A 21,138-nucleotide genomic window follows, 5' to 3' on the forward strand; every position below is an offset into this window, starting at 1 on the left:
CTGGACTACAACAGGGGTGATACTTTGAAAACAACTCTCAGCCAGCCTTTCATTATCAACAAGTTAAGTATCAATGTTAAGTCTGCACTCAGTCGCTCTGGAAAAATCGTTTTCGAAGCTAACCCAGCTCAAAAACTCTACATTGTTTTCGATGACCACAGAGAAGCTCCTGCTGGTTTCGGGGTAAAAGCCAGTTTGACGAAAAAAACCTACGTAATCCAGCGAAGAGTAGCCTCGTCAGATCGTAATGTCAGTGAGGGTAGGAAGCCAAGTTCTGTCTTGAAAGTAAAAGTTGGAAATGTGTTCGATTTTCCAAATATTGACGAAACAAGGCAAGTAGCCAGGCAATTAGTTCAGACCATGCTCGCAACAAAGAGAAATCCCAACAAAATTAAGAGGGGAGCGGATGCTTCCGAACTCAAAATGAGACTGTAATTAAAATTGTGTAATTGCCTGATTTTGATATGTTCGATTCAACATTAAAAGCTGGTTGCTTTATGGACGAAAAACAGTTGCAGGCTCTGGCTAATGCACTGGCCAAAATCTCAAAATACCTGAAGATCTCAGCCCGTTCGATCGTCTGCTGAAGAAAAACCAGACCCGCATTTCCGGCATAGATAACCAACATGCTATCAAAAGCGTACGGTGTTTCCGACGGACGAGTCAGTGAAAAAGGTCGTGTGACTGGCAATTCAGGCCGACATCCGAAAATGGACAATGTCGCTAAGGGACTGGCTCATGACAACGAGTCGCTTTATTATCACGCTCGGGTTCGGTAGCCGCCTGGACGTTCACTTCTGAGAAAGGCATTTACACCGAATGGTGTATAGGCTCGTGGTTGGTCTTCGGTGAGAGGCAGGATGTCTCTCATTAATCTCCGGGAGCGTACAATAGTTGCTCCGGCAGCCTGAAGGATGAAGTGTATATAACCTAAAACATAACGGATATAGCTTCCTTACTCAACCTGACGTAATACGCCGACAGTAAAATCAGGGATACCATACCATCATGGAAAGTCGTCAATACACCCGGCATCTTTCGCTTTCGGAGCTGAAATGGTTTGCTATCGGGATCGGTTTTTTTATTCTCAGCATAGCAACAGCCACCGTGAATTATCGGCTTTCCGGTATATCGCTACTGGTGGGCCTGTTGTTTATCATCTGGAAATTCAGCGTCACAGTTCTGTTTCTGTTTACGCCGCGCAGGATGACGTTAACCGAAACCGCGTTGCAGGCCGGGCATCGTGTTATCCATTACGATGCGCTTGAATCAATGCGTCTGCTCCACCAATCCGACAAACTCATCTTGCGCCACAGTGGCGGCAAGAAGTACGTCATCTACCTTGATTTCTGGAACGATGGCAACGGAATTTACGACCGACTGGCTGCTGAACTTGTCCGGCGACACGGTTCTGCGCTGGGGGCGCGCCTCGCCGCCGATGGACGTCTTAAATTCGGCAAAGTGACCGCGCTGGCGGATCGGCTTGAACACAAAAACCGGGCGGTGCCGTATGCGCAGATCGCCAGTATTCGCACCCAGCGCGAGGAGGGGGCTGGCAGTTCAATGAGCTATCTGATGATTAGCACCGCTACGGGCCGGATCTGCAAAATCGACCGCTCCACTATCGTCAATGAGCCGCTGCTGCTCAACTTTCTTTCCCAGCGTTTACCCGCCTGACGACATTTTTATACAAGGATGAATCAATGGAACTGTACGTATCAAAAACCAGCCAGCAAAACATGCCTGTGGAGTTCAATATCTATTATTCCAGATCTAAAACGTTGGTTGGTATTGTGTTCTGGATTTGTATGATGGGAGTTTTTATTGCGCTGGCGGTGAGTATGGCCACCGATCCCGAGGAGCCCAAAACTGGCGGTGCCGTCTTTATGGGGCTTATTTGTTGCGGCAGTCTGTTATTTATTGTGCGCCTGGCTCGCTCATTTTTAAGCGCGGCAAAGCCGGCAGTCACCATCAGTCGTGAAGGTATTCGCTTCTGTAATGGCAAATTCGCGGCCTGGACAAATATCGCCGAAAACACCTGGCATTCACAGAGCATTAACTTCATCCCGGCCGCCGCCGGTATTAAGATTGTGTTGCATGAAGGCAAGCCGATCCATTTCGCCACCACGGTTATTGCGCTTTCTTCCGATAGGTATCTTGAGATGTGCGATCTTTACTCGTCTCAGGCGCTCGGGTAACTACCTGCGTCGGATTACGGCTTCGTTTTTTTGGCCTGCGATCTTAATGCTGAAATGGGCAGAAAAACGCGAAATTTAGACGCTATTACGAATGGGCAATGGTACTTATTGAAGGCTATATCATTGCCCATAATGCAGGGAGGGTTAATATGCTATGATAGAATTCTATGTTTGAATATATATCCTCAGAATACAAAATAAAGTAACGCTATCGTTGCGTATATTACATAATTCTATTTCCAGATTACTTTATTTTAAAAAAAGACAGATTGCCTGAACAGAAAGAACCTGTGTCAATGTAGATTTGATTGGCGAATGTTGTTGTGTAGTCAACAATCATATGGCCGAAGATGAAAGTATCCGCACCGCGTATTGGATGGATATTCCCCTGTAACGAACCAAGCAGACGATCGCGTGACCATAGAACGCTATCAATATCAACTTGCTTCCCATAATCGTAGCTGTCATCTGGATAATCGGCATGGGCAATCACGTACTTCTTTGAGGACGTTTCAACCTCTATGATGTGAGGACGCTGCTTAAAAGTTAGTAATAGCTCAGTGGCTTCTTGCCTGTCTTTTTCGGTGACCGAGTCGTACCAGTAACCACCGTTTACATACCAGAAATTGCCATCCTGTGTTTCAAAAGCGTCAAGCGCCATAGCTTCATGATTACCCACTACAGAAATAAACCATGGGGTATTTAACAGTCTCAGTGTTTCAAGGTTTTCTTTTCCTCGATCAATGTTATCTCCAGTGGAGATCAAGAGATCGGTATCAGGAGAGAAATTTAATTGAGCCAGTCTGGTTAACAATAAGGAGTAACATCCATGAATATCACCAACGACCCAAATGTGGCGATAGAGATCGCTGTTGATGTCAGCATAACGGATTAATTCCATGATGTTCTTATAGCACAATTTTGGAGGCTGGTATTATAACAAAGAAGTAGGGTAATATTAATTTTTATTGTTTAAAATACACAGTTATTAAAATAGCCTACAAGCTAGAAATGAACAGAGAATATATATTTTATGAATTGGTTAATTAAAGTAGACGATGTGCTTGAAAGATGCACGATTTCTTGCGCAACACTTTATTGATTAATTGCAAAGGCATACTTTCCCATTCAGCGGAAACTCTATCCCGAAGGGGCTTTGTTGAATAAATAGAACTTTCAGGAGATTGGCGGATCTAATCGTTACTGTCGTTTCAGCATCGGGTTCCGATGGCAAAGCAAAAGTTTAAAATCAACATCGGAGCGGCAGCAATGAGGTCTGGAAAAGAAAGTGGGCTATCACCGTCGTTCAGTAGTGGAAACAGCGATGTTCCGTATCAAAACCTTGCTGGGCGGCCATCTGAGCCTGCGGAACTATGACGCGCAGGTGGGTGAAGCGATGGCGATGGTCAAAGCGCTGAACCGGATGACGTTGTTGGCAATGCCGTCCAGCGTCAGGCTCGTATAACGAGTGCTCCGGTGGGAGTCCTGTATCCTTATCGTTGGCCGATTCTGAATTATTCAACAAAGCCTCATGTTGTCATAACCTACCAGATGCAGATAAAGCAGCATAAAGCGTTTTAAACGACAGCAACAAGGAAAGGGGTTGATCGTTTAATGGTACTGCGCCAAATCCTTTGTACCAGTCGCAGACCTGTTTATTTTTGGCATCAATAAGTAGGGCTACGCCACCGACCTGCAAAGCCGCCTGTATGCAACGCTTTCCGGCAGATAACAAAAGTTGTGCTCCCAGCCCTTGCCCCTGCATAGATTTGTCTACGGCTAAACGACCCAGACGAAACACTGGCACATCGTATCTCCCTAATCCTTTGCTGATTGCGCCGGGAACCTGTGCATATATCAGTGATGCAGGACTGACTGAGTAAAAGCCGTGGATACGTGTAACATCCGAATTATCAAGCGCAACATAGGTTTTCGTTGTCCCTTTCTCATGATTTTGTCGTGCATGGCGTTGCAGGAATTGGTTCAGATCGGCATCCCCACAATCAAAATTCATTCGATTGTGGGTTTTCCCTATCGCGGCCTCATGCCAGTCTGTAAACATCATTTCTTCATGTCCGGCAGGGCGAAAGCAGCGGCAAGAAGCTTTTCATTCGGCGCTGGCGGGTTATCTAAAATTTCCATGATCATTTGAGTATCGCGCTCCGTCAGATATACCCGTTCGGCGGCATCAACAATCTTCTGTGCGACAGGTAGTACGTTACTGACCACAAAATCCGTCAGGTTGGTTTGCTGGATTGCCGCAGCGCGGACTATCAACTTTTTGGCATCCGTCGATACACGCAACGACAGCCTTTCGTTAGATTCTATAGCTATCTGAGGCATGGTTTTCATCCTCCTGTTTATGAACAATATGTACAATTATAATACATATATGTACGCTTTCAAGGCGTACATATGAGGCTGATATAGTCCAGGCATGGCAAGAAGGTCGTTCACTGTCTTTAAACAGGGGATTAACTTCGGTTTATCGCGATTGCATTACTTTAATCTCACTGATTACGTATCATCAGGGAGTTTGCTAAATATATTCATGATTCTCTTTTTTGCCGTAACTGCTTGATTGATCCTACCCGCGTAATAGGGACACAACCCTAAGCGGCGGACATCTTCTGCTCACGTTCAGAAGAAGAGAGCTGAGTTTGCTGTTTGCTTCGCCAGCTGTAGATCTGTGATTTATACAGGTTAAGCTCGCGGGTGGCAGCGGCCACCCCAATGCGTTCCGCCAGTTTCAGGGCTTTCAGGCGTGTGCTGCTTGCGTGGCTTATTGGTGGTTGATGCTGGTTTTGTCATGTGAGTCACCTCTTGTTTGAGCGTTTACTCACTTAGTTGTGTGTCCACTATTGCTGGGTAAGTTCAAAAGAACGTTATCCGCGAAAAGTGGATGGGGTATCGTAAGAATGCCAACATGTGGGGCAAGAGGGGGATGTCAGTTTATCGCGATATACGAGACGATAGTTTGTCAGTATAAGTTTCGGCTATTTTCCCGAGTTTGGGAGGCAGTTCTTTATCACAAATAAAAAAAGCAGCAGCGAGGTGCTGCTGTATCAAAAAGCAGATTGATAAATGCAACGTAAGAGACAAATGGCCAACCGTAAAAGTGACCATAGCTATAATAATTATATTGATATTAAGTGGCAATGCAAAATATGGTCTTAATTATATCATGATGAGTTCAGCCAACGGTGATATGGCCTTATAAGGATTGCAGTCTTTCATGGGCAGCAAGTAACGTCTGATATATGCTTAAATTCTTACTTCCGGGTTCAAGAAGAACTTTTTTAAATTCGGTCATGAGTTGCTCTTCATCTTCTTTCGAACGCATGTATTGTGGATGTTCCTGGAAGAAGGTGAGCGCCTGCTCTTTGGTTTGTTTATATTTTTCGCAAAAAATGCTTGAGCTGATTGCGCTATTTTTTGATGCGGAATTATCAGCGTTCTGGTTTGATAATGATTTATTCTTCGCAAGGTCTGACGGCACATACGGAAGAGACTGACACTCATCAATACTATTTGCGTTGGCCAGTTGCTCTTTCTGAGCGCCAGGTTGCTGTACCGGTTTGCTCACGGAGGAAGGGAGGGGCACCTGGGCACAGCCGATCAGTAAAAAGACAGGAAGACAGCTATAAAATTTTTTCATATTAACTCCAACTACAGAAGAATGAGGCGCAATGTTTTTACACAACCGTCAGAATGTTATCTGACAATAGTGATAAGAGGCGAATGCGTTTCAGGAATGCTAGCAAAAAAAACTCCTGATATAAATAATTAATTCTCCATCCAGATGACAATATCTGAATTTTTGCTGCTGCAGAACAATAAGCCAGAATTTATACACTATGAGCTAATTTTCTATTTTAAATCAGCAAGCACTGTGCAAGTTGGCCAATTTAATTAGCGGGCGGCATCAGTTTCATAATGATTGCATCAGGATTTTGCCACCCGCTCCCGGTATTGTTTACATATTAAAATGATTTTTAACTGGTGCTGACAACTATGCTAAATACGCAGGAAGTACTTAAAGAAGGAGAGAAGCGGAAAATCCGCAGCCCGGAAGCATGGTTTATACAGACGTGTTCCGCGCAAAAGCTGCATATGTCATTTTCTGAAAGCCGACACAATGAAAATTGCCTGATTCAGGAAGGCGCGCTGCTTTTTTGCGAGCAGGCCGTTGTCGCACCAGTATCAGGAGACCTGGTTTTTCGACCGTTAAAAATTGAAGTACTCAGCAAATTACTGGCATTTATCGATGGCGCAGGATTAGTGGACACGACATATGCTGAATCCGATAAATGGGTTTTGCTGAGTCCTGAGTTTCGCGCTATTTGGCAAGATCGTAAACGCTGCGAGTACTGGTTTTTGCAGCAAATTATTACGCCTTCTCCGGCCTTCAATAAGGTACTGGCGCTGTTACGAAAAAGCGAGAGTTACTGGTTGGTTGGCTATTTACTCGCTCAGTCAACCAGCGGCAACACGATGAGAATGCTGGGAGAAGACTATGGCGTTTCTTATACCCATTTTCGTCGTTTGTGCAGCAGAGCGTTGGGCGGAAAAGCGAAGAGTGAATTACGAAACTGGCGTATGGCGCAATCGCTGCTGAATAGTGTAGAAGGCCACGAGAACATCACCCAATTAGCCGTTAATCATGGTTACTCATCGCCTTCACATTTTTCTAGTGAGATCAAAGAGCTGATCGGCGTTTCGCCGCGGAAATTATCAAATATTATTCAATTGGCAGACAAATGAAGACACATATTCTTTTGGCCAGAGTGCTGGCATGTGCCGCGCTTGTTCTGGTTACACCTGGTTATTCTAGTGAAAAAATACCTGTAACGGGAAGTGGGTTTGTTGCGAAAGACGATAGCCTGCGGACATTTTTCGATGCCATGGCGCTACAGCTAAAGGAGCCTGTCATTGTTAGCAAAATGGCGGCACGAAAAAAAATTACGGGCAACTTTGAGTTTCACGATCCTAACGCATTACTGGAGAAGCTTTCCCTACAACTGGGGCTGATTTGGTATTTCGATGGGCAGGCTATCTATATTTATGACGCCAGTGAAATGCGCAATGCCGTGGTTTCTTTACGCAACGTCTCACTCAATGAGTTCAACAATTTTCTAAAACGCTCAGGTTTATATAACAAAAATTACCCGCTACGTGGCGATAACCGTAAAGGAACATTCTATGTTTCAGGGCCACCCGTCTATGTTGATATGGTGGTCAACGCCGCCACCATGATGGACAAGCAAAACGATGGTATTGAGCTGGGACGTCAGAAAATAGGGGTGATGCGTCTGAACAATACCTTCGTGGGCGATCGTACCTATAATCTGCGCGATCAGAAAATGGTTATCCCCGGTATTGCCACGGCCATTGAAAGGTTGTTGCAGGGAGAAGAGCAACCTTTAGGTAATATTGTCAGTAGCGAACCCCCGGCGATGCCAGCGTTTTCAGCGAATGGAGAAAAAGGTAAAGCAGCAAATTATGCCGGTGGCATGAGTCTGCAGGAAGCTTTAAAGCAAAATGCCGCGGCGGGCAATATTAAAATCGTGGCCTATCCGGATACCAACAGTTTGTTAGTAAAGGGAACGGCTGAGCAGGTGCATTTTATCGAAATGCTGGTTAAAGCGCTGGATGTCGCCAAACGTCACGTAGAATTATCCCTGTGGATTGTCGATCTTAATAAAAGCGATCTGGAGCGTTTGGGCACTTCATGGAGCGGCAGCATTACTATTGGGGACAAACTTGGCGTGTCATTAAACCAGTCTTCAATAAGTACCCTCGATGGCAGTCGATTCATCGCCGCGGTCAATGCGTTAGAAGAGAAGAAACAGGCGACGGTGGTTTCACGCCCGGTATTACTGACCCAGGAAAATGTTCCCGCTATTTTTGATAACAACAGAACGTTTTACACCAAGCTGATTGGGGAACGTAATGTGGCGCTTGAGCATGTAACATACGGAACAATGATCCGAGTGCTGCCCCGTTTTTCCGCAGATGGTCAGATAGAAATGTCGCTGGACATTGAAGATGGCAACGATAAGACGCCGCAATCCGATACTACCACCTCCGTAGATGCGTTACCCGAAGTCGGGCGAACGTTAATTAGCACTATTGCGAGAGTGCCGCACGGAAAAAGTTTGCTGGTCGGTGGTTATACACGGGATGCAAATACCGATACTGTCCAAAGTATTCCGTTTTTAGGCAAATTACCGCTTATTGGTAGCCTGTTCCGCTATTCCAGTAAGAATAAAAGTAATGTTGTTCGTGTGTTCATGATTGAACCAAAAGAAATTGTCGACCCGTTAACGCCGGATGCCAGCGAATCGGTAAACAATATTCTGAAGCAAAGCGGTGCCTGGAGTGGGGACGATAAGTTACAGAAATGGGTTCGTGTTTATCTGGATAGAGGTCAGGAGGCAATTAAATGATTCCTGGCTCAACCTCCGGTATTTCATTTTCCAGAATATTGTCCCGGCAGACATCTCATCAGGATGCGACCCAGCATACTGATGCGCAACAGGCGGAAATACAACAGGCCGCAGAGGATTCGTCTCCAGGGGCGGAAGTACAAAAATTTGTCCAGTCGACGGACGAAATGTCAGCGGCGCTGGCGCAATTTCGTAACCGTCGCGATTATGAAAAAAAATCCAGTAATTTATCTAACAGTTTTGAACGCGTGCTGGAAGATGAGGCTTTACCGAAGGCGAAGCAAATCTTAAAGCTAATTAGCGTACATGGCGGCGCGTTAGAAGATTTTTTACGTCAGGCGCGTAGCTTATTTCCTGACCCCAGTGATTTAGTCCTTGTGTTACGCGAATTGCTTCGTCGTAAAGACCTGGAAGAGATCGTGCGGAAAAAGCTGGAGTCGTTACTTAAGCACGTTGAAGAGCAAACCGATCCGAAGACCCTCAAGGCAGGGATTAATTGTGCGTTGAAGGCCCGGCTTTTTGGGAAAACATTATCGTTAAAACCAGGCTTATTGCGCGCCAGCTATCGGCAATTTATCCAGAGTGAATCACATGAAGTGGAGATTTACTCTGACTGGATAGCCAGTTATGGCTATCAACGTCGACTGGTGGTACTGGATTTTATTGAGGGTTCGCTATTAACCGATATTGACGCGAATGACGCCAGTTGTTCGCGCCTGGAGTTTGGCCAGCTTTTACGACGCCTGACGCAACTTAAAATGTTGCGCTCCGCTGACCTACTGTTTGTGAGTACATTGTTGTCGTATTCGTTTACCAAAGCGTTTAATGCGGAGGAGTCGTCGTGGCTACTACTGATGCTTTCGCTATTGCAACAGCCACATGAAGTGGATTCGCTGTTAGCCGATATTATAGGTTTGAATGCGTTATTGCTTAGTCATAAAGAACATGCATCCTTTTTGCAGATATTTTATCAAGTATGTAAAGCCATACCCTCTTCACTCTTTTATGAAGAATATTGGCAGGAAGAATTGTTAATGGCGTTACGTAGTATGACCGATATTGCCTACAAGCATGAAATGGCAGAACAGCGTCGTACTATTGAAAAGCTGTCTTAATTTAATATTAACAGGATACCTATAGTGCTGCTTTCTCTACTTAACAGTGCTCGTTTACGACCTGAATTACTGATTCTGGTACTAATGGTGATGATCATTTCTATGTTCGTCATTCCATTACCTACCTATCTGGTTGATTTCCTGATCGCACTGAATATCGTACTGGCGATATTGGTGTTTATGGGGTCGTTCTACATTGACAGAATCCTCAGTTTTTCAACGTTTCCTGCGGTACTGTTAATTACCACGCTCTTTCGTCTGGCATTATCGATCAGTACCAGCCGTCTTATCTTGATTGAAGCCGATGCCGGTGAAATTATCGCCACGTTCGGGCAATTCGTTATTGGCGATAGCCTGGCGGTGGGTTTTGTTGTCTTCTCTATTGTCACCGTGGTCCAGTTTATCGTTATTACCAAAGGTTCAGAACGCGTCGCGGAAGTCGCGGCCCGATTTTCTCTGGATGGTATGCCCGGTAAACAGATGAGTATTGATGCCGATTTGAAGGCCGGTATTATTGATGCGGATGCTGCGCGCGAACGGCGAAGCGTACTGGAAAGGGAAAGCCAGCTTTACGGTTCCTTTGACGGTGCGATGAAGTTTATCAAAGGTGACGCTATTGCCGGCATCATTATTATCTTTGTGAACTTTATTGGCGGTATTTCGGTGGGGATGACCCGCCATGGTATGGATTTGTCCTCCGCTCTGTCTACTTATACCATGCTGACCATTGGTGATGGTCTTGTCGCCCAGATCCCCGCATTGTTGATTGCGATTAGTGCCGGTTTTATCGTGACTCGCGTAAATGGCGATAGCGATAATATGGGGCGGAATATCATGACGCAGCTGTTGAACAACCCATTTGTATTGGTTGTTACGGCTATTTTGACCATTTCAATGGGAACTCTGCCGGGATTCCCGCTGCCGGTATTTGTTATTTTATCGGTGGTTTTAAGCGTACTCTTCTATTTTAAATTCCGTGAAGCAAAACGTAGCGCCGCCAAACCTAAAACCAGCAAAGGCGAGCAGCCGCTTAGTATTGAGGAAAAAGAAGGGTCGTCGTTGGGACTGATTGGCGATCTCGATAAAGTCTCTACAGAGACCGTACCGTTGATATTACTTGTGCCGAAGAGCCGGCGTGAAGATCTGGAAAAAGCTCAACTTGCGGAGCGTCTACGTAGTCAGTTCTTTATTGATTATGGCGTGCGCCTGCCGGAAGTATTGTTACGCGATGGCGAGGGCCTGGACGATAACAGCATCGTATTGTTGATTAATGAGATCCGTGTTGAACAATTTACGGTCTATTTTGATTTGATGCGAGTGGTAAATTATTCCGATGAAGTCGTGTCCTTTGGTATTAATCCAACAATCCATCAGCAAGGTAGCAGTCAGTATTTCTGGGTAACGCATGAAGAGGGGGAGAAACTCCGGGAGCTTGGCTATGTGTTGCGGAACGCGCTTGATGAGCTTTACCACTGTCTGGCGGTGACGCTGGCGCGCAACGTCAATGAATATTTCGGTATTCAGGAAACAAAACATATGCTGGACCAACTGGAAGCGAAATTTCCTGATTTACTTAAAGAAGTGCTCAGACATGCCACGGTACAACGTATATCTGAAGTTTTGCAGCGTTTATTAAGCGAACGTGTTTCCGTGCGTAATATGAAATTAATTATGGAAGCGCTCGCATTGTGGGCGCCAAGAGAAAAAGATGTCATTAACCTTGTAGAGCATATTCGTGGAGCAATGGCGCGTTATATTTGTCATAAATTCGCCAATGGCGGCGAATTACGAGCAGTAATGGTATCTGCTGAAGTTGAGGATGTTATTCGCAAAGGGATCCGTCAGACCTCTGGCAGTACCTTCCTCAGCCTTGACCCGGAAGCCTCCGCTAATTTGATGGATCTCATTACACTTAAGTTGGATGATTTATTGATTGCACATAAAGATCTTGTCCTCCTTACGTCTGTCGATGTCCGTCGATTTATTAAGAAAATGATTGAAGGTCGTTTTCCGGATCTGGAGGTTTTATCTTTCGGTGAGATAGCAGATAGCAAGTCAGTGAATGTTATAAAAACAATATAAGGGCTTAATTAAGGAAAAGATCTATGCAACATTTGGATATCGCTGAATTAGTTCGTTCCGCACTGGAAGTAAGTGGTTGCGATCCTTCACTCATCGGAGGAATAGATAGCCATTCAACAATTGTTCTGGATTTATTTGCATTGCCAAGTATCTGTATCAGCGTCAAGGACGATGATGTATGGATCTGGGCGCAATTGGGTGCTGACAGCATGGTGGTATTACAACAGCGGGCTTATGAAATCTTAATGACCATCATGGAAGGATGCCATTTTGCCCGCGGCGGGCAATTACTACTGGGGGAGCAGAATGGGGAGCTAACGCTTAAAGCCTTAGTGCATCCGGATTTTTTATCTGACGGTGAAAAGTTCTCTACTGCCTTGAATGGGTTTTACAACTATCTGGAAGTTTTTAGTCGGTCGCTAATGAGATGAAAACACCTCGTTTACTGCAATATCTGGCCTACCCACAAAAAATAACCGGCCCAATTATTGAGGCGGAATTGCGCGATGTGGCCATTGGCGAACTGTGTGAAATACGCCGTGGCTGGCACCAAAAACAGGTTGTTGCACGTGCGCAGGTGGTTGGCTTACAGCGGGAACGCACCGTGTTGAGCCTTATCGGCAATGCCCAGGGGCTGAGCCGCGATGTCGTGCTTTATCCCACTGGACGTGCGTTATCGGCGTGGGTGGGATACTCGGTATTAGGCGCGGTGTTGGATCCGACAGGGAAAATCGTTGAGCGTTTTACCCCTGAAGTGGCGCCGATTAGCGAAGAACGCGTTATTGATGTCGCACCGCCGTCTTACGCTTCACGCGTTGGCGTCCGTGAACCGCTGATTACCGGTGTGCGCGCGATTGACGGGTTATTGACCTGTGGCGTAGGCCAGCGAATGGGCATTTTTGCCTCCGCAGGATGCGGTAAGACCATGCTGATGCATATGCTGATCGAGCAAACGGAGGCGGATGTCTTTGTTATCGGTCTTATCGGTGAACGAGGCCGTGAGGTCACTGAATTCGTGGATATGTTGCGCGCTTCGCATAAGAAAGAAAAATGCGTGCTGGTTTTTGCCACTTCCGATTTCCCCTCGGTCGATCGCTGCAATGCGGCGCAACTGGCGACAACCGTAGCGGAATATTTTCGCGACCAGGGAAAACGGGTCGTGCTTTTTATCGATTCCATGACCCGTTATGCGCGTGCTTTGCGAGACGTGGCACTGGCGTCGGGAGAGCGTCCGGCCCGTCGAGGTTATCCCGCCTCCGTATTCGATAATTTGCCCCGCTTGCTGGAACGCCCAGGGGCGACCAGCGAGGGAAGCATTACTGCCTTTTATACGGTACTGCTGGAAAGCGAGGAAGAGGCGGACCCGATGGCGGATGAAATTCGCTCTATCCTTGACGGTCACCTGTATCTGAGCAGAAAGCTGGCCGGGCAGGGACATTACCCGGCAATCGATGTACTGAAAAGCGTAAGCCGCGTTTTTGGACAAGTCACGACGCCGACACATGCTGAACAGGCATCTGCCGTGCGTAAATTAATGACGCGTTTGGAAGAGCTCCAGCTTTTCATTGACTTGGGAGAATATCGTCCTGGCGAAAATATCGATAACGATCGGGCGATGCAGATGCGGGATAGCCTGAAAGCCTGGTTATGCCAGCCGGTAGCGCAGTATTCATCCTTTGATGACACGTTGAGCGGTATGAATGCATTCGCTGACCAGAATTAAAGTATTGCAGCGGCGCTGTACGGTATTTCATTCACAGTGTGAGTCGATATTACTTCGCTATCAGGATGAGGACCGCGGGCTGCAGGCCGAGGAGGAGGCGATCCTTGAACAAATAGCGGGTCTGAAATTGTTATTAGATACGCTGCGTGCAGAAAACAGACAGCTCAGTCGTGAGGAAATTTATACGTTATTACGTAAGCAGTCTATTGTTCGCCGGCAGATAAAAGATTTAGAACTCCAGATTATACAAATTCAGGAAAAACGGAGCGAGCTGGAAAAGAAAAGGGAAGAGTTTCAGAAAAAAAGTAAATATTGGTTGCGCAAAGAAGGGAACTATCAACGCTGGATAATCCGTCAGAAAAGATTCTATATCCAGCGAGAGATACAGCAGGAAGAGGCCGAGTCAGAGGAGATAATTTAATGGGCGATGTGTCAGCTGTCAGTTCATCCGGGAACATTTTACTGCCGCAGCAGGATGAGGTTGGCGGTTTATCAGAAGCATTAAAAAAAGCGGTGGAAAAACATAAGACAGAATATTCCGGTGATAAAAAAGATCGCGACTATGGCGATGCTTTCGTAATGCATAAAGAAACGGCTTTACCGGTATTACTGGCGGCATGGCGACATGGCGCGCCAGCGAAATCAGAACATCACAATGGCAACGTTTCTGGTCTGCATCATAACGGAAAAGGCGAACTCAGGATTGCTGAAAAACTGTTGAAAGTCACTGCTGAAAAATCTGTCGGTTTGATTTCTGCGGAGGCCAAAGTAGATAAATCCGCAGCGTTGCTATCGTCTAAAAATAGGCCGTTAGAAAGCGTAAGCGGTAAAAAATTATCTGCTGATTTAAAAGCCGTGGAGTCCGTTAGTGAAGTAGCCGATAACGCCACGGGAATCTCTGACGATAATATCAAGGCATTGCCTGGGGATAATAAAGCCATCGCGGGCGAAGGCGTTCGTAAAGAGGGCGCGCCGCTGGCGCGGGATGTCGCACCTGCCCGAATGGCCGCAGCCAATACCGGTAAGCCTGACGATAAAGATCATAAAAAGGTTAAAGATGTTTCTCAGCTTCCGCTGCAACCAACCACTATCGCCGATCTTAGCCAATTAACCGGCGGCGATGAAAAAATGCCTTTAGCGGCGCAATCAAAGCCGATGATGACTATTTTTCCGACTGCCGATGGCGTGAAAGGAGAGGATAGCTCGCTGACTTACCGTTTTCAGCGCTGGGGAAATGACTATTCCGTCAATATTCAGGCGCGGCAAGCAGGGGAGTTTTCGTTAATACCGTCAAATACGCAGGTTGAACATCGTTTGCATGATCAATGGCAAAACGGTAATCCCCAGCGCTGGCACCTGACGCGAGACGATCAACAAAATCCGCAGCAGCAACAGCACAGACAGCAATCTGGCGAGGAGGATGACGCCTGATGTCATTGCGTGTGAGACAGATTGATCGTCGCGAATGGCTATTGGCGCAAACCGCGACAGAATGCCAGCGCCATGGCCAGGAAGCTACGCTGGAATATCCGACGCGACAAGGAATGTGGGTTCGGTTGAGCGATGCAGAAAAACGGTGGTCGGCGTGGATTCAACCTGGGGACTGGCTTGAGCATGTCTCTCCCGCTCTGGCGGGGGCGGCGGTTTCTGCTGGCGCTGAGCACCTGGTCGTTCCCTGGCTTGCTGCGACAGAGCGACCGTTTGAGTTGCCCGTGCCGCATTTGTCCTGTCGGCGTTTATGCGTAGAGAACCCCGTGCCGGGAAGCGCGCTGCCGGAAGGGAAATTGTTGCACATTATGAGCGATCGGGGCGGCCTGTGGTTTGAATATCTTCCTGAACTGCCTGCAGTCGGGGGCGGCAGGCCGAAAATGCTGCGTTGGCCGTTGCGCTTTGTAATCGGTAGCAGTGATACGCAGCGTTCGTTGCTGGGCCGAATCGGGATCGGAGATGTACTCCTGATTCGTACTTCCCGTGCGGAAGTTTATTGCTACGCGAAAAAGTTAGGTCATTTCAACCGTGTTGAAGGGGGAATTATTGTGGAAACGTTAGATATTCAACATATCGAAGAAGAAAATAATACAACTGAAACTGCAGAAACTCTGCCTGGCTTGAATCAATTGCCCGTCAAACTGGAATTTGTTTTGTATCGTAAGAACGTTACCCTCGCCGAACTCGAAGCCATGGGGCAGCAACAGCTATTATCACTGCCGACCAATGCTGAACTTAACGTTGAAATTATGGCGAATGGTGTTTTGCTGGGTAATGGCGAACTGGTACAGATGAATGACACCTTAGGCGTTGAGATCCATGAATGGCTGAGCGAGTCTGGTAATGGGGAATGATATCTCATTAATTGCCTTACTGGCATTTTCCACCCTGTTGCCATTTATTATTGCGTCAGGAACCTGTTTCGTTAAATTTTCTATTGTATTTGTCATGGTGCGTAACGCCCTGGGATTGCAGCAGATACCTTCAAATATGACGCTTAACGGCGTCGCATTGCTGCTTTCTATGTTTGTTATGTGGCCAATAATGCATGATGCCTACGTCTATTTTGAGGACGAAGATGTCACCTTTAATGATATTTCGTCATTAAGTAAACACGTTGATGAAGGTCTGGATGGTTATCGCGATTATCTGATCAAATATTCAGATCGCGAGTTAGTTCAGTTTTTTGAAAACGCGCAACTGAAGCGTCAGTATGGAGAAGAGACCGAGACGGTAAAGCGTGACAAAGATGAAATTGAAAAACCATCAATATTTGCGTTATTACCTGCTTATGCGCTGAGCGAAATAAAAAGCGCGTTTAAAATTGGTTTTTATCTCTATTTGCCCTTTGTTGTCGTCGACCTGGTGGTATCCAGCGTGCTACTGGCGCTGGGGATGATGATGATGAGTCCGGTGACGATATCTACACCTATTAAGTTGGTGCTTTTTGTCGCGCTTGATGGCTGGACCTTACTGTCTAAGGGATTGATATTACAGTATATGGACATTGCAACATGACATCATTACGAGACGGGATAGTTAAATGGATGATTTAGTGTTTGCAGGTAATAAGGCGCTCTATCTTGTTTTGATCCTGTCAGGGTGGCCGACGATTGTCGCAACGATTATCGGCCTCCTGGTAGGGTTATTCCAGACGGTAACGCAATTACAGGAACAGACGCTGCCTTTTGGCATTAAATTACTTGGCGTGTGTTTATGCTTGTTTTTACTGTCTGGCTGGTATGGCGAAGTTTTACTCTCTTACGGGCGTCAGGTGATATTCCTGGCGTTGGCTAAGGGGTAAAAAATGCTTTACGCGTTGTACTTTGAAATTCATCACCTGGTTGCGTCTGCGGCACTAGGGTTTGCTCGCGTAGCGCCGATTTTTTTCTTCCTGCCGTTTTTGAATAGCGGGGTATTAAGCGGCGCGCCGAGAAACGCCATTATCATCCTGGTGGCATTGGGAGTATGGCCGCATGCATTGAACGAGGCGCCGCCGTTTTTATCGGTGGCGATGATCCCGTTAGTTCTGCAAGAAGCGGCGGTAGGCGTCATGCTGGGCTGTCTGCTGTCATGGCCTTTTTGGGTTATGCATGCGCTGGGTTGTATTATCGATAACCAGCGAGGGGCAACGCTAAGTAGCAGTATCGATCCGGCAAACGGTATTGATACCTCGGAAATGGCTAATTTCCTGAATATGTTTGCCGCTGTCGTTTATTTACAAAACGGCGGTCTGGTCACGATGGTTGACGTGTTAAATAAAAGCTATCAGCTATGCGATCCGATGAACGAGTGCACGCCTTCATTACCGCCGCTATTAACGTTTATTAATCAGGTGGCTCAAAACGCCTTGGTTCTGGCCAGTCCGGTGGTATTAGTGCTGTTGCTGTCAGAAGTATTCCTGGGTTTATTGTCGCGCTTTGCTCCGCAAATGAACGCTTTTGCGATTTCACTGACGGTAAAAAGCGGTATTGCCGTTTTAATTATGCTGCTTTATTTCTCTCCGGTACTACCGGACAATGTACTGCGACTCTCTTTCCAGGCCACAGGGTTAAGCAGTTGGTTTTACGAGCGAGGGGCGACGCATGTCCTCGAATAAAACAGAAAAACCGACTAAAAAACGGCTGGAAGACTCCGCTAAAAAAGGCCAGTCATTTAAAAGTAAAGATCTCATTATCGCCTGCCTGACGCTGGGAGGAATTGCCTATCTGGTGTCGTATGGCTCATTTAATGAGTTTATGGGGATAATTAAGATCATTATTGCGGATAATTTTGATCAGAGCATGGCTGACTACAGTTTGGCCGTTTTTGGGATAGGGTTAAAATATCTGATTCCATTTATGCTGCTCTGCTTAGTGTGTTCCGCATTACCGGCGTTATTACAGGCCGGTTTTGTGCTGGCGACAGAAGCATTAAAGCCTAATTTATCGGCGTTAAACCCGGTAGAAGGGGCAAAAAAACTTTTTAGTATGCGCACGGTTAAAGATACGGTCAAAACCCTACTGTATCTCTCATCCTTTGTGGTGGCCGCCATCATTTGTTGGAAGAAATATAAGGTTGAAATCTTTTCTCAGCTAAATGGCAATATTGTAGGTATTGCCGTCATTTGGCGTGAACTTCTCCTCGCATTGGTATTAACTTGCCTTGCTTGCGCATTGATTGTCTTATTATTGGATGCTATTGCGGAATATTTCCTGACCATGAAAGATATGAAAATGGATAAGGAAGAAGTGAAGCGTGAAATGAAGGAGCAGGAAGGGAACCCAGAGGTTAAATCTAAAAGACGTGAAGTTCATATGGAAATTCTGTCTGAACAGGTGAAATCTGATATTGAAAACTCACGCCTGATTGTTGCCAACCCCACGCATATTACGATCGGGATTTATTTTAAACCCGAATTGATGCCGATTCCGATGATCTCGGTGTATGAAACGAATCAGCGCGCACTGGCCGTCCGCGCCTATGCGGAGAAGGTTGGCGTACCTGTGATCGTCGATATCAAACTGGCGCGCAGTCTTTTCAAAACCCATCGCCGTTATGATCTGGTGAGTCTGGAAGAAATTGATGAAGTTTTACGTCTTCTGGTTTGGCTGGAAGAGGTAGAAAACGCGGGCAAAGACGTTATTCAGCCACAAGAAAACGAGGTACGGCATTGAGCCGCGTAAAGCAGTAGCGATGTATTCATTGGGCGTTTTTTGAATGTTCACTAACCACCGTCGGGGTTTAATAACTGCATCAGATAAACGCAGTCGTTAAGTTCTACAAAGTCGGTGACAGATAACAGGAGTAAGTAATGGATTATCAAAATAATGTCAGCGAAGAACGTGTTGCGGAAATGATTTGGGATGCCGTTAGTGAAGGCGCCACGCTAAAAGACGTTCATGGGATCCCTCAAGATATGATGGACGGTTTATATGCTCATGCTTATGAGTTTTATAACCAGGGACGACTGGATGAAGCTGAGACATTCTTTCGTTTCTTATGCATTTATGATTTTTACAATCCCGATTACACCATGGGACTGGCGGCGGTATGCCAACTGAAAAAACAATTTCAGAAAGCATGTGACCTTTATGCAGTAGCGTTTACGTTACTTAAAAATGATTATCGCCCCGTTTTTTTTACCGGGCAGTGTCAATTATTAATGCGTAAGGCAGCAAAAGCCAGACAGTGTTTTGAACTTGTCAATGAACGTACTGAAGATGAGTCTCTGCGGGCAAAAGCGTTGGTCTATCTGGAGGCGCTAAAAACGGCGGAGACAGAGCAGCACAGTGAACAAGAAAAGGAATAATTATGGTAAATGACGCAAGTAGCATTAGCCGTAGCGGATATACCCAAAATCCGCGCCTCGCTGAGGCGGCTTTTGAAGGCGTTCGTAAGAACACGGACTTTTTAAAAGCGGCGGATAAAGCTTTTAAAGATGTGGTGGCAACGAAAGCGGGCGACCTTAAAGCCGGAACAAAGTCCGGCGAGAGCGCTATTAATACGGTGGGTCTGAAGCCGCCTACGGACGCCGCCCGGGAAAAACTCTCCAGCGAAGGGCAATTGACATTACTGCTTGGCAAGTTAATGACGCTACTGGGTGATGTTTCGCTGTCTCAACTGGAGTCTCGTCTGGCGGTATGGCAGGCGATGATTGAGTCACAAAAAGAGATGGGGATTCAGGTATCGAAAGAATTCCAGACGGCTCTGGGAGAGGCTCAGGAGGCGACGGATCTCTATGAAGCCAGTATCAAAAAGACGGATACCGCCAAGAGTGTTTATGACGCTGCGACCAAAAAACTGACGCAGGCGCAAAATAAATTGCAATCGCTGGACCCGGCTGACCCCGGCTATGCACAAGCTGAAGCCGCGGTAGAACAGGCCGGAAAAGAAGCGACAGAGGCGAAAGAGGCCTTAGATAAGGCCACGGATGCGACGGTTAAAGCAGGCACAGACGCCAAAGCGAAAGCCGAGAAAGCGGATAACATTCTGACCAAATTCCAGGGAACGGCTAATGCCGCCTCTCAGAATCAGGTTTCCCAGGGTGAGCAGGATAATCTGTCAAATGTCGCCCGCCTCACTATGCTCATGGCCATGTTTATTGAGATTGTGGGCAAAAATACGGAAGAAAGCCTGCAAAACGATCTTGCGCTTTTCAACGCCTTGCAGGAAGGGCGTCAGGCGGAGATGGAAAAGAAATCGGCTGAATTCCAGGAAGAGACGCGCAAAGCCGAGGAAACGAACCGCATTATGGGATGTATCGGGAAAGTCCTCGGCGCGCTGCTAACCATTGTCAGCGTTGTGGCCGCTGTTTTTACCGGTGGGGCGAGTCTGGCGCTGGCTGCGGTGGGACTTGCGGTAATGGTGGCCGATGAAATTGTGAAGGCGGCGACGGGGGTGTCGTTTATTCAGCAGGCGCTAAACCCGATTATGGAGCATGTGCTGAAGCCGTTAATGGAGCTGATTGGCAAGGCGATTACCAAAGCGCTGGAAGGATTAGGCGTCGATAAGAAAACGGCAGAGATGGCCGGCAGCATTGTTGGTGCGATTGTCGCCGCTATTGCCATGGTGGCGGTCATTGTGGTGGTCGCAGTTGTCGGGAAAGGCGCGGCGGCGAAACTGGGTAACGCGCTGAGCAAAATGATGGGCGAAACGATTAAGAAGTTGGTGCCTAACGTGCTGAAACAGTTGGCGCAAAACGGCAGCAAACTCTTTACCCAGGGGATGCAACGTATTACTAGCGGTCTGGGTAATGTAGGTAGCAAGATGGGCCTGCAAACGAATGCCTTAAGTAAAGAGCTGGTAGGTAATACCCTAAATAAAGTGGCGTTGGGCATGGAAGTCACGAATACCGCAGCCCAGTCAGCCGGTGGTGTTGCCGAGGGCGTATTTATTAAAAATGCCAGCGAGGCGCTTGCTGATTTTATGCTCGCCCGTTTTGCCATGGATCAGATTCAGCAGTGGCTTAAACAATCCGTAGAAATATTTGGTGAAAACCAGAAGGTAACGGCGGAACTGCAAAAAGCCATGTCTTCTGCGGTACAGCAAAATGCGGATGCTTCGCGTTTTATTCTGCGCCAGAGTCGCGCATAAAAACTGCC

21 protein-coding genes and 3 pseudogenes are annotated in these 21,138 nt (G+C 46.7%); 19 read left to right on the plus strand and 5 right to left on the minus strand.

Annotation, left to right across the window (positions count from 1 at the left end):
- Positions 1 to 24 precede the first annotated feature (24 nt).
- From J1G48_RS04695 to J1G48_RS04710, 3 genes and pseudogenes are all read left to right on the plus strand, one after another.
- Positions 25 to 423 (plus strand): annotated as a pseudogene (locus tag J1G48_RS04695) (cytoplasmic protein); the annotation flags it as partial.
- Positions 424 to 1,008: 585 nt separating this feature from the next.
- Entirely contained in the window at positions 1,009 to 1,677 is a 669-nt protein-coding gene (locus tag J1G48_RS04705) for a hypothetical protein (protein ID WP_000445914.1), read from the plus strand.
- 26 nt (positions 1,678 to 1,703) lie between these two features.
- Complete coding sequence (locus J1G48_RS04710; RefSeq protein ID WP_000424949.1) at positions 1,704 to 2,198, plus strand: hypothetical protein; 495 nt, start codon at positions 1,704 to 1,706, stop codon at positions 2,196 to 2,198.
- Between the two features lie 244 nt (positions 2,199 to 2,442).
- On the opposite strand, the gene pphB is transcribed toward J1G48_RS04710, so the two are convergent.
- On the minus strand, positions 2,443 to 3,099 hold the full coding sequence (gene pphB, locus J1G48_RS04715) for a protein-serine/threonine phosphatase (RefSeq protein ID WP_000420452.1): 657 nt from the start codon (positions 3,097 to 3,099) through the stop codon (positions 2,443 to 2,445).
- Positions 3,100 to 3,457: 358 nt separating this feature from the next.
- On the opposite strand from pphB, the pseudogene J1G48_RS04720 reads away from it, so the two are divergent.
- Positions 3,458 to 3,663 (plus strand): annotated as a pseudogene (locus tag J1G48_RS04720) (IS5/IS1182 family transposase); the annotation flags it as partial.
- Positions 3,664 to 3,735: 72 nt separating this feature from the next.
- On the opposite strand, the gene J1G48_RS04725 reads toward J1G48_RS04720, so the two are convergent.
- From J1G48_RS04725 to invH, 4 genes and pseudogenes are all read right to left on the minus strand, one after another.
- Positions 3,736 to 4,263, minus strand: coding sequence for a GNAT family N-acetyltransferase (locus J1G48_RS04725; RefSeq protein ID WP_000971655.1), 528 nt, complete (start codon positions 4,261 to 4,263; stop codon positions 3,736 to 3,738).
- Entirely contained in the window at positions 4,260 to 4,550 is a 291-nt protein-coding gene (locus tag J1G48_RS04730; RefSeq protein ID WP_000855694.1) for a DUF1778 domain-containing protein, read from the minus strand. Before J1G48_RS04730 ends, J1G48_RS04725 begins: the two co-directional genes overlap by 4 nt.
- Before the next feature lie 269 nt (positions 4,551 to 4,819).
- Positions 4,820 to 5,009, minus strand: a pseudogene (locus J1G48_RS04735) (IS3 family transposase); the annotation flags it as partial.
- Between the two features lie 403 nt (positions 5,010 to 5,412).
- Entirely contained in the window at positions 5,413 to 5,856 is a 444-nt protein-coding gene (invH, locus tag J1G48_RS04740; RefSeq protein ID WP_000715097.1) for an SPI-1 type III secretion system invasion lipoprotein InvH, read from the minus strand.
- A 455-nt stretch (positions 5,857 to 6,311) separates the two neighbouring features.
- Here invH and invF point away from each other — a divergent pair, with 455 nt between their 5' ends.
- From invF to sipB, 15 genes are all read left to right on the plus strand, one after another.
- Entirely contained in the window at positions 6,312 to 6,962 is a 651-nt protein-coding gene (invF, locus tag J1G48_RS04745) for a type III secretion system transcriptional activator InvF (protein WP_001674874.1), read from the plus strand.
- Positions 6,959 to 8,647, plus strand: a complete 1,689-nt coding sequence (invG, locus tag J1G48_RS04750) for a type III secretion system outer membrane ring protein InvG (protein WP_000848113.1) — start codon at positions 6,959 to 6,961, stop codon at positions 8,645 to 8,647. The genes invF and invG overlap by 4 nt, the downstream gene beginning before the upstream one ends.
- Positions 8,644 to 9,762: a type III secretion system gatekeeper InvE gene (gene invE / locus J1G48_RS04755; protein WP_000612171.1), complete on the plus strand. Its 1,119-nt coding sequence runs from the start codon at positions 8,644 to 8,646 to the stop codon at positions 9,760 to 9,762. The genes invG and invE overlap by 4 nt, the downstream gene beginning before the upstream one ends.
- 24 nt (positions 9,763 to 9,786) lie before the next feature.
- The gene (gene invA / locus J1G48_RS04760) at positions 9,787 to 11,844 is read left to right on the plus strand and encodes a type III secretion system export apparatus protein InvA (protein WP_000927219.1); all 2,058 of its coding nucleotides are present in this window, start codon (positions 9,787 to 9,789) and stop codon (positions 11,842 to 11,844) included.
- Between the two features lie 23 nt (positions 11,845 to 11,867).
- Positions 11,868 to 12,275, plus strand: coding sequence for an SPI-1 type III secretion system chaperone SpaK (spaK, locus tag J1G48_RS04765; protein WP_001164066.1), 408 nt, complete (start codon positions 11,868 to 11,870; stop codon positions 12,273 to 12,275).
- Positions 12,272 to 13,567, plus strand: a complete 1,296-nt coding sequence (gene invC, locus J1G48_RS04770; RefSeq protein ID WP_000856766.1) for a SctN family type III secretion system ATPase InvC — start codon at positions 12,272 to 12,274, stop codon at positions 13,565 to 13,567. Before spaK ends, invC begins: the two co-directional genes overlap by 4 nt.
- Positions 13,545 to 13,988, plus strand: a complete 444-nt coding sequence (gene spaM / locus J1G48_RS04775) for an SPI-1 type III secretion system protein SpaM (RefSeq protein WP_001520714.1) — start codon at positions 13,545 to 13,547, stop codon at positions 13,986 to 13,988. Before invC ends, spaM begins: the two co-directional genes overlap by 23 nt.
- Positions 13,988 to 14,998 carry an SPI-1 type III secretion system protein SpaN gene (gene spaN, locus J1G48_RS04780; protein ID WP_000503106.1) on the plus strand — a complete coding sequence of 337 codons (1,011 nt, stop codon included), beginning with the start codon at positions 13,988 to 13,990 and terminating at the stop codon, positions 14,996 to 14,998. Before spaM ends, spaN begins: the two co-directional genes overlap by 1 nt.
- Positions 14,998 to 15,909: an SPI-1 type III secretion system protein SpaO gene (spaO, locus tag J1G48_RS04785; RefSeq protein ID WP_000058730.1), complete on the plus strand. Its 912-nt coding sequence runs from the start codon at positions 14,998 to 15,000 to the stop codon at positions 15,907 to 15,909. The genes spaN and spaO overlap by 1 nt, the downstream gene beginning before the upstream one ends.
- A complete protein-coding gene (gene spaP / locus J1G48_RS04790; protein ID WP_000526016.1) occupies positions 15,899 to 16,573 on the plus strand; it encodes an SPI-1 type III secretion system export apparatus protein SpaP in 675 nt (224 codons plus the stop codon). The genes spaO and spaP overlap by 11 nt, the downstream gene beginning before the upstream one ends.
- A 25-nt stretch (positions 16,574 to 16,598) precedes the next feature.
- The gene (gene spaQ, locus J1G48_RS04795) at positions 16,599 to 16,859 is read left to right on the plus strand and encodes an SPI-1 type III secretion system export apparatus protein SpaQ (RefSeq protein ID WP_000342503.1); all 261 of its coding nucleotides are present in this window, start codon (positions 16,599 to 16,601) and stop codon (positions 16,857 to 16,859) included.
- 3 nt (positions 16,860 to 16,862) lie between these two features.
- Complete coding sequence (spaR, locus tag J1G48_RS04800) at positions 16,863 to 17,654, plus strand: SPI-1 type III secretion system export apparatus protein SpaR (protein WP_000964940.1); 792 nt, start codon at positions 16,863 to 16,865, stop codon at positions 17,652 to 17,654.
- On the plus strand, positions 17,641 to 18,711 hold the full coding sequence (gene spaS / locus J1G48_RS04805) for an SPI-1 type III secretion system export apparatus protein SpaS (RefSeq protein ID WP_000097719.1): 1,071 nt from the start codon (positions 17,641 to 17,643) through the stop codon (positions 18,709 to 18,711). Before spaR ends, spaS begins: the two co-directional genes overlap by 14 nt.
- 137 nt (positions 18,712 to 18,848) lie before the next feature.
- Complete coding sequence (sicA, locus tag J1G48_RS04810) at positions 18,849 to 19,346, plus strand: SycD/LcrH family type III secretion system chaperone SicA (protein WP_000386309.1); 498 nt, start codon at positions 18,849 to 18,851, stop codon at positions 19,344 to 19,346.
- Between the two features lie 2 nt (positions 19,347 to 19,348).
- Positions 19,349 to 21,130, plus strand: a complete 1,782-nt coding sequence (gene sipB / locus J1G48_RS04815) for an SPI-1 type III secretion system needle tip complex protein SipB (protein ID WP_000245788.1) — start codon at positions 19,349 to 19,351, stop codon at positions 21,128 to 21,130.
- Positions 21,131 to 21,138 lie beyond the last annotated feature (8 nt).

The sequence above is a fragment of the Salmonella sp. SAL-020 genome, from assembly GCF_017372215.1.
Classification (GTDB): domain Bacteria; phylum Pseudomonadota; class Gammaproteobacteria; order Enterobacterales; family Enterobacteriaceae; genus Salmonella; species Salmonella enterica.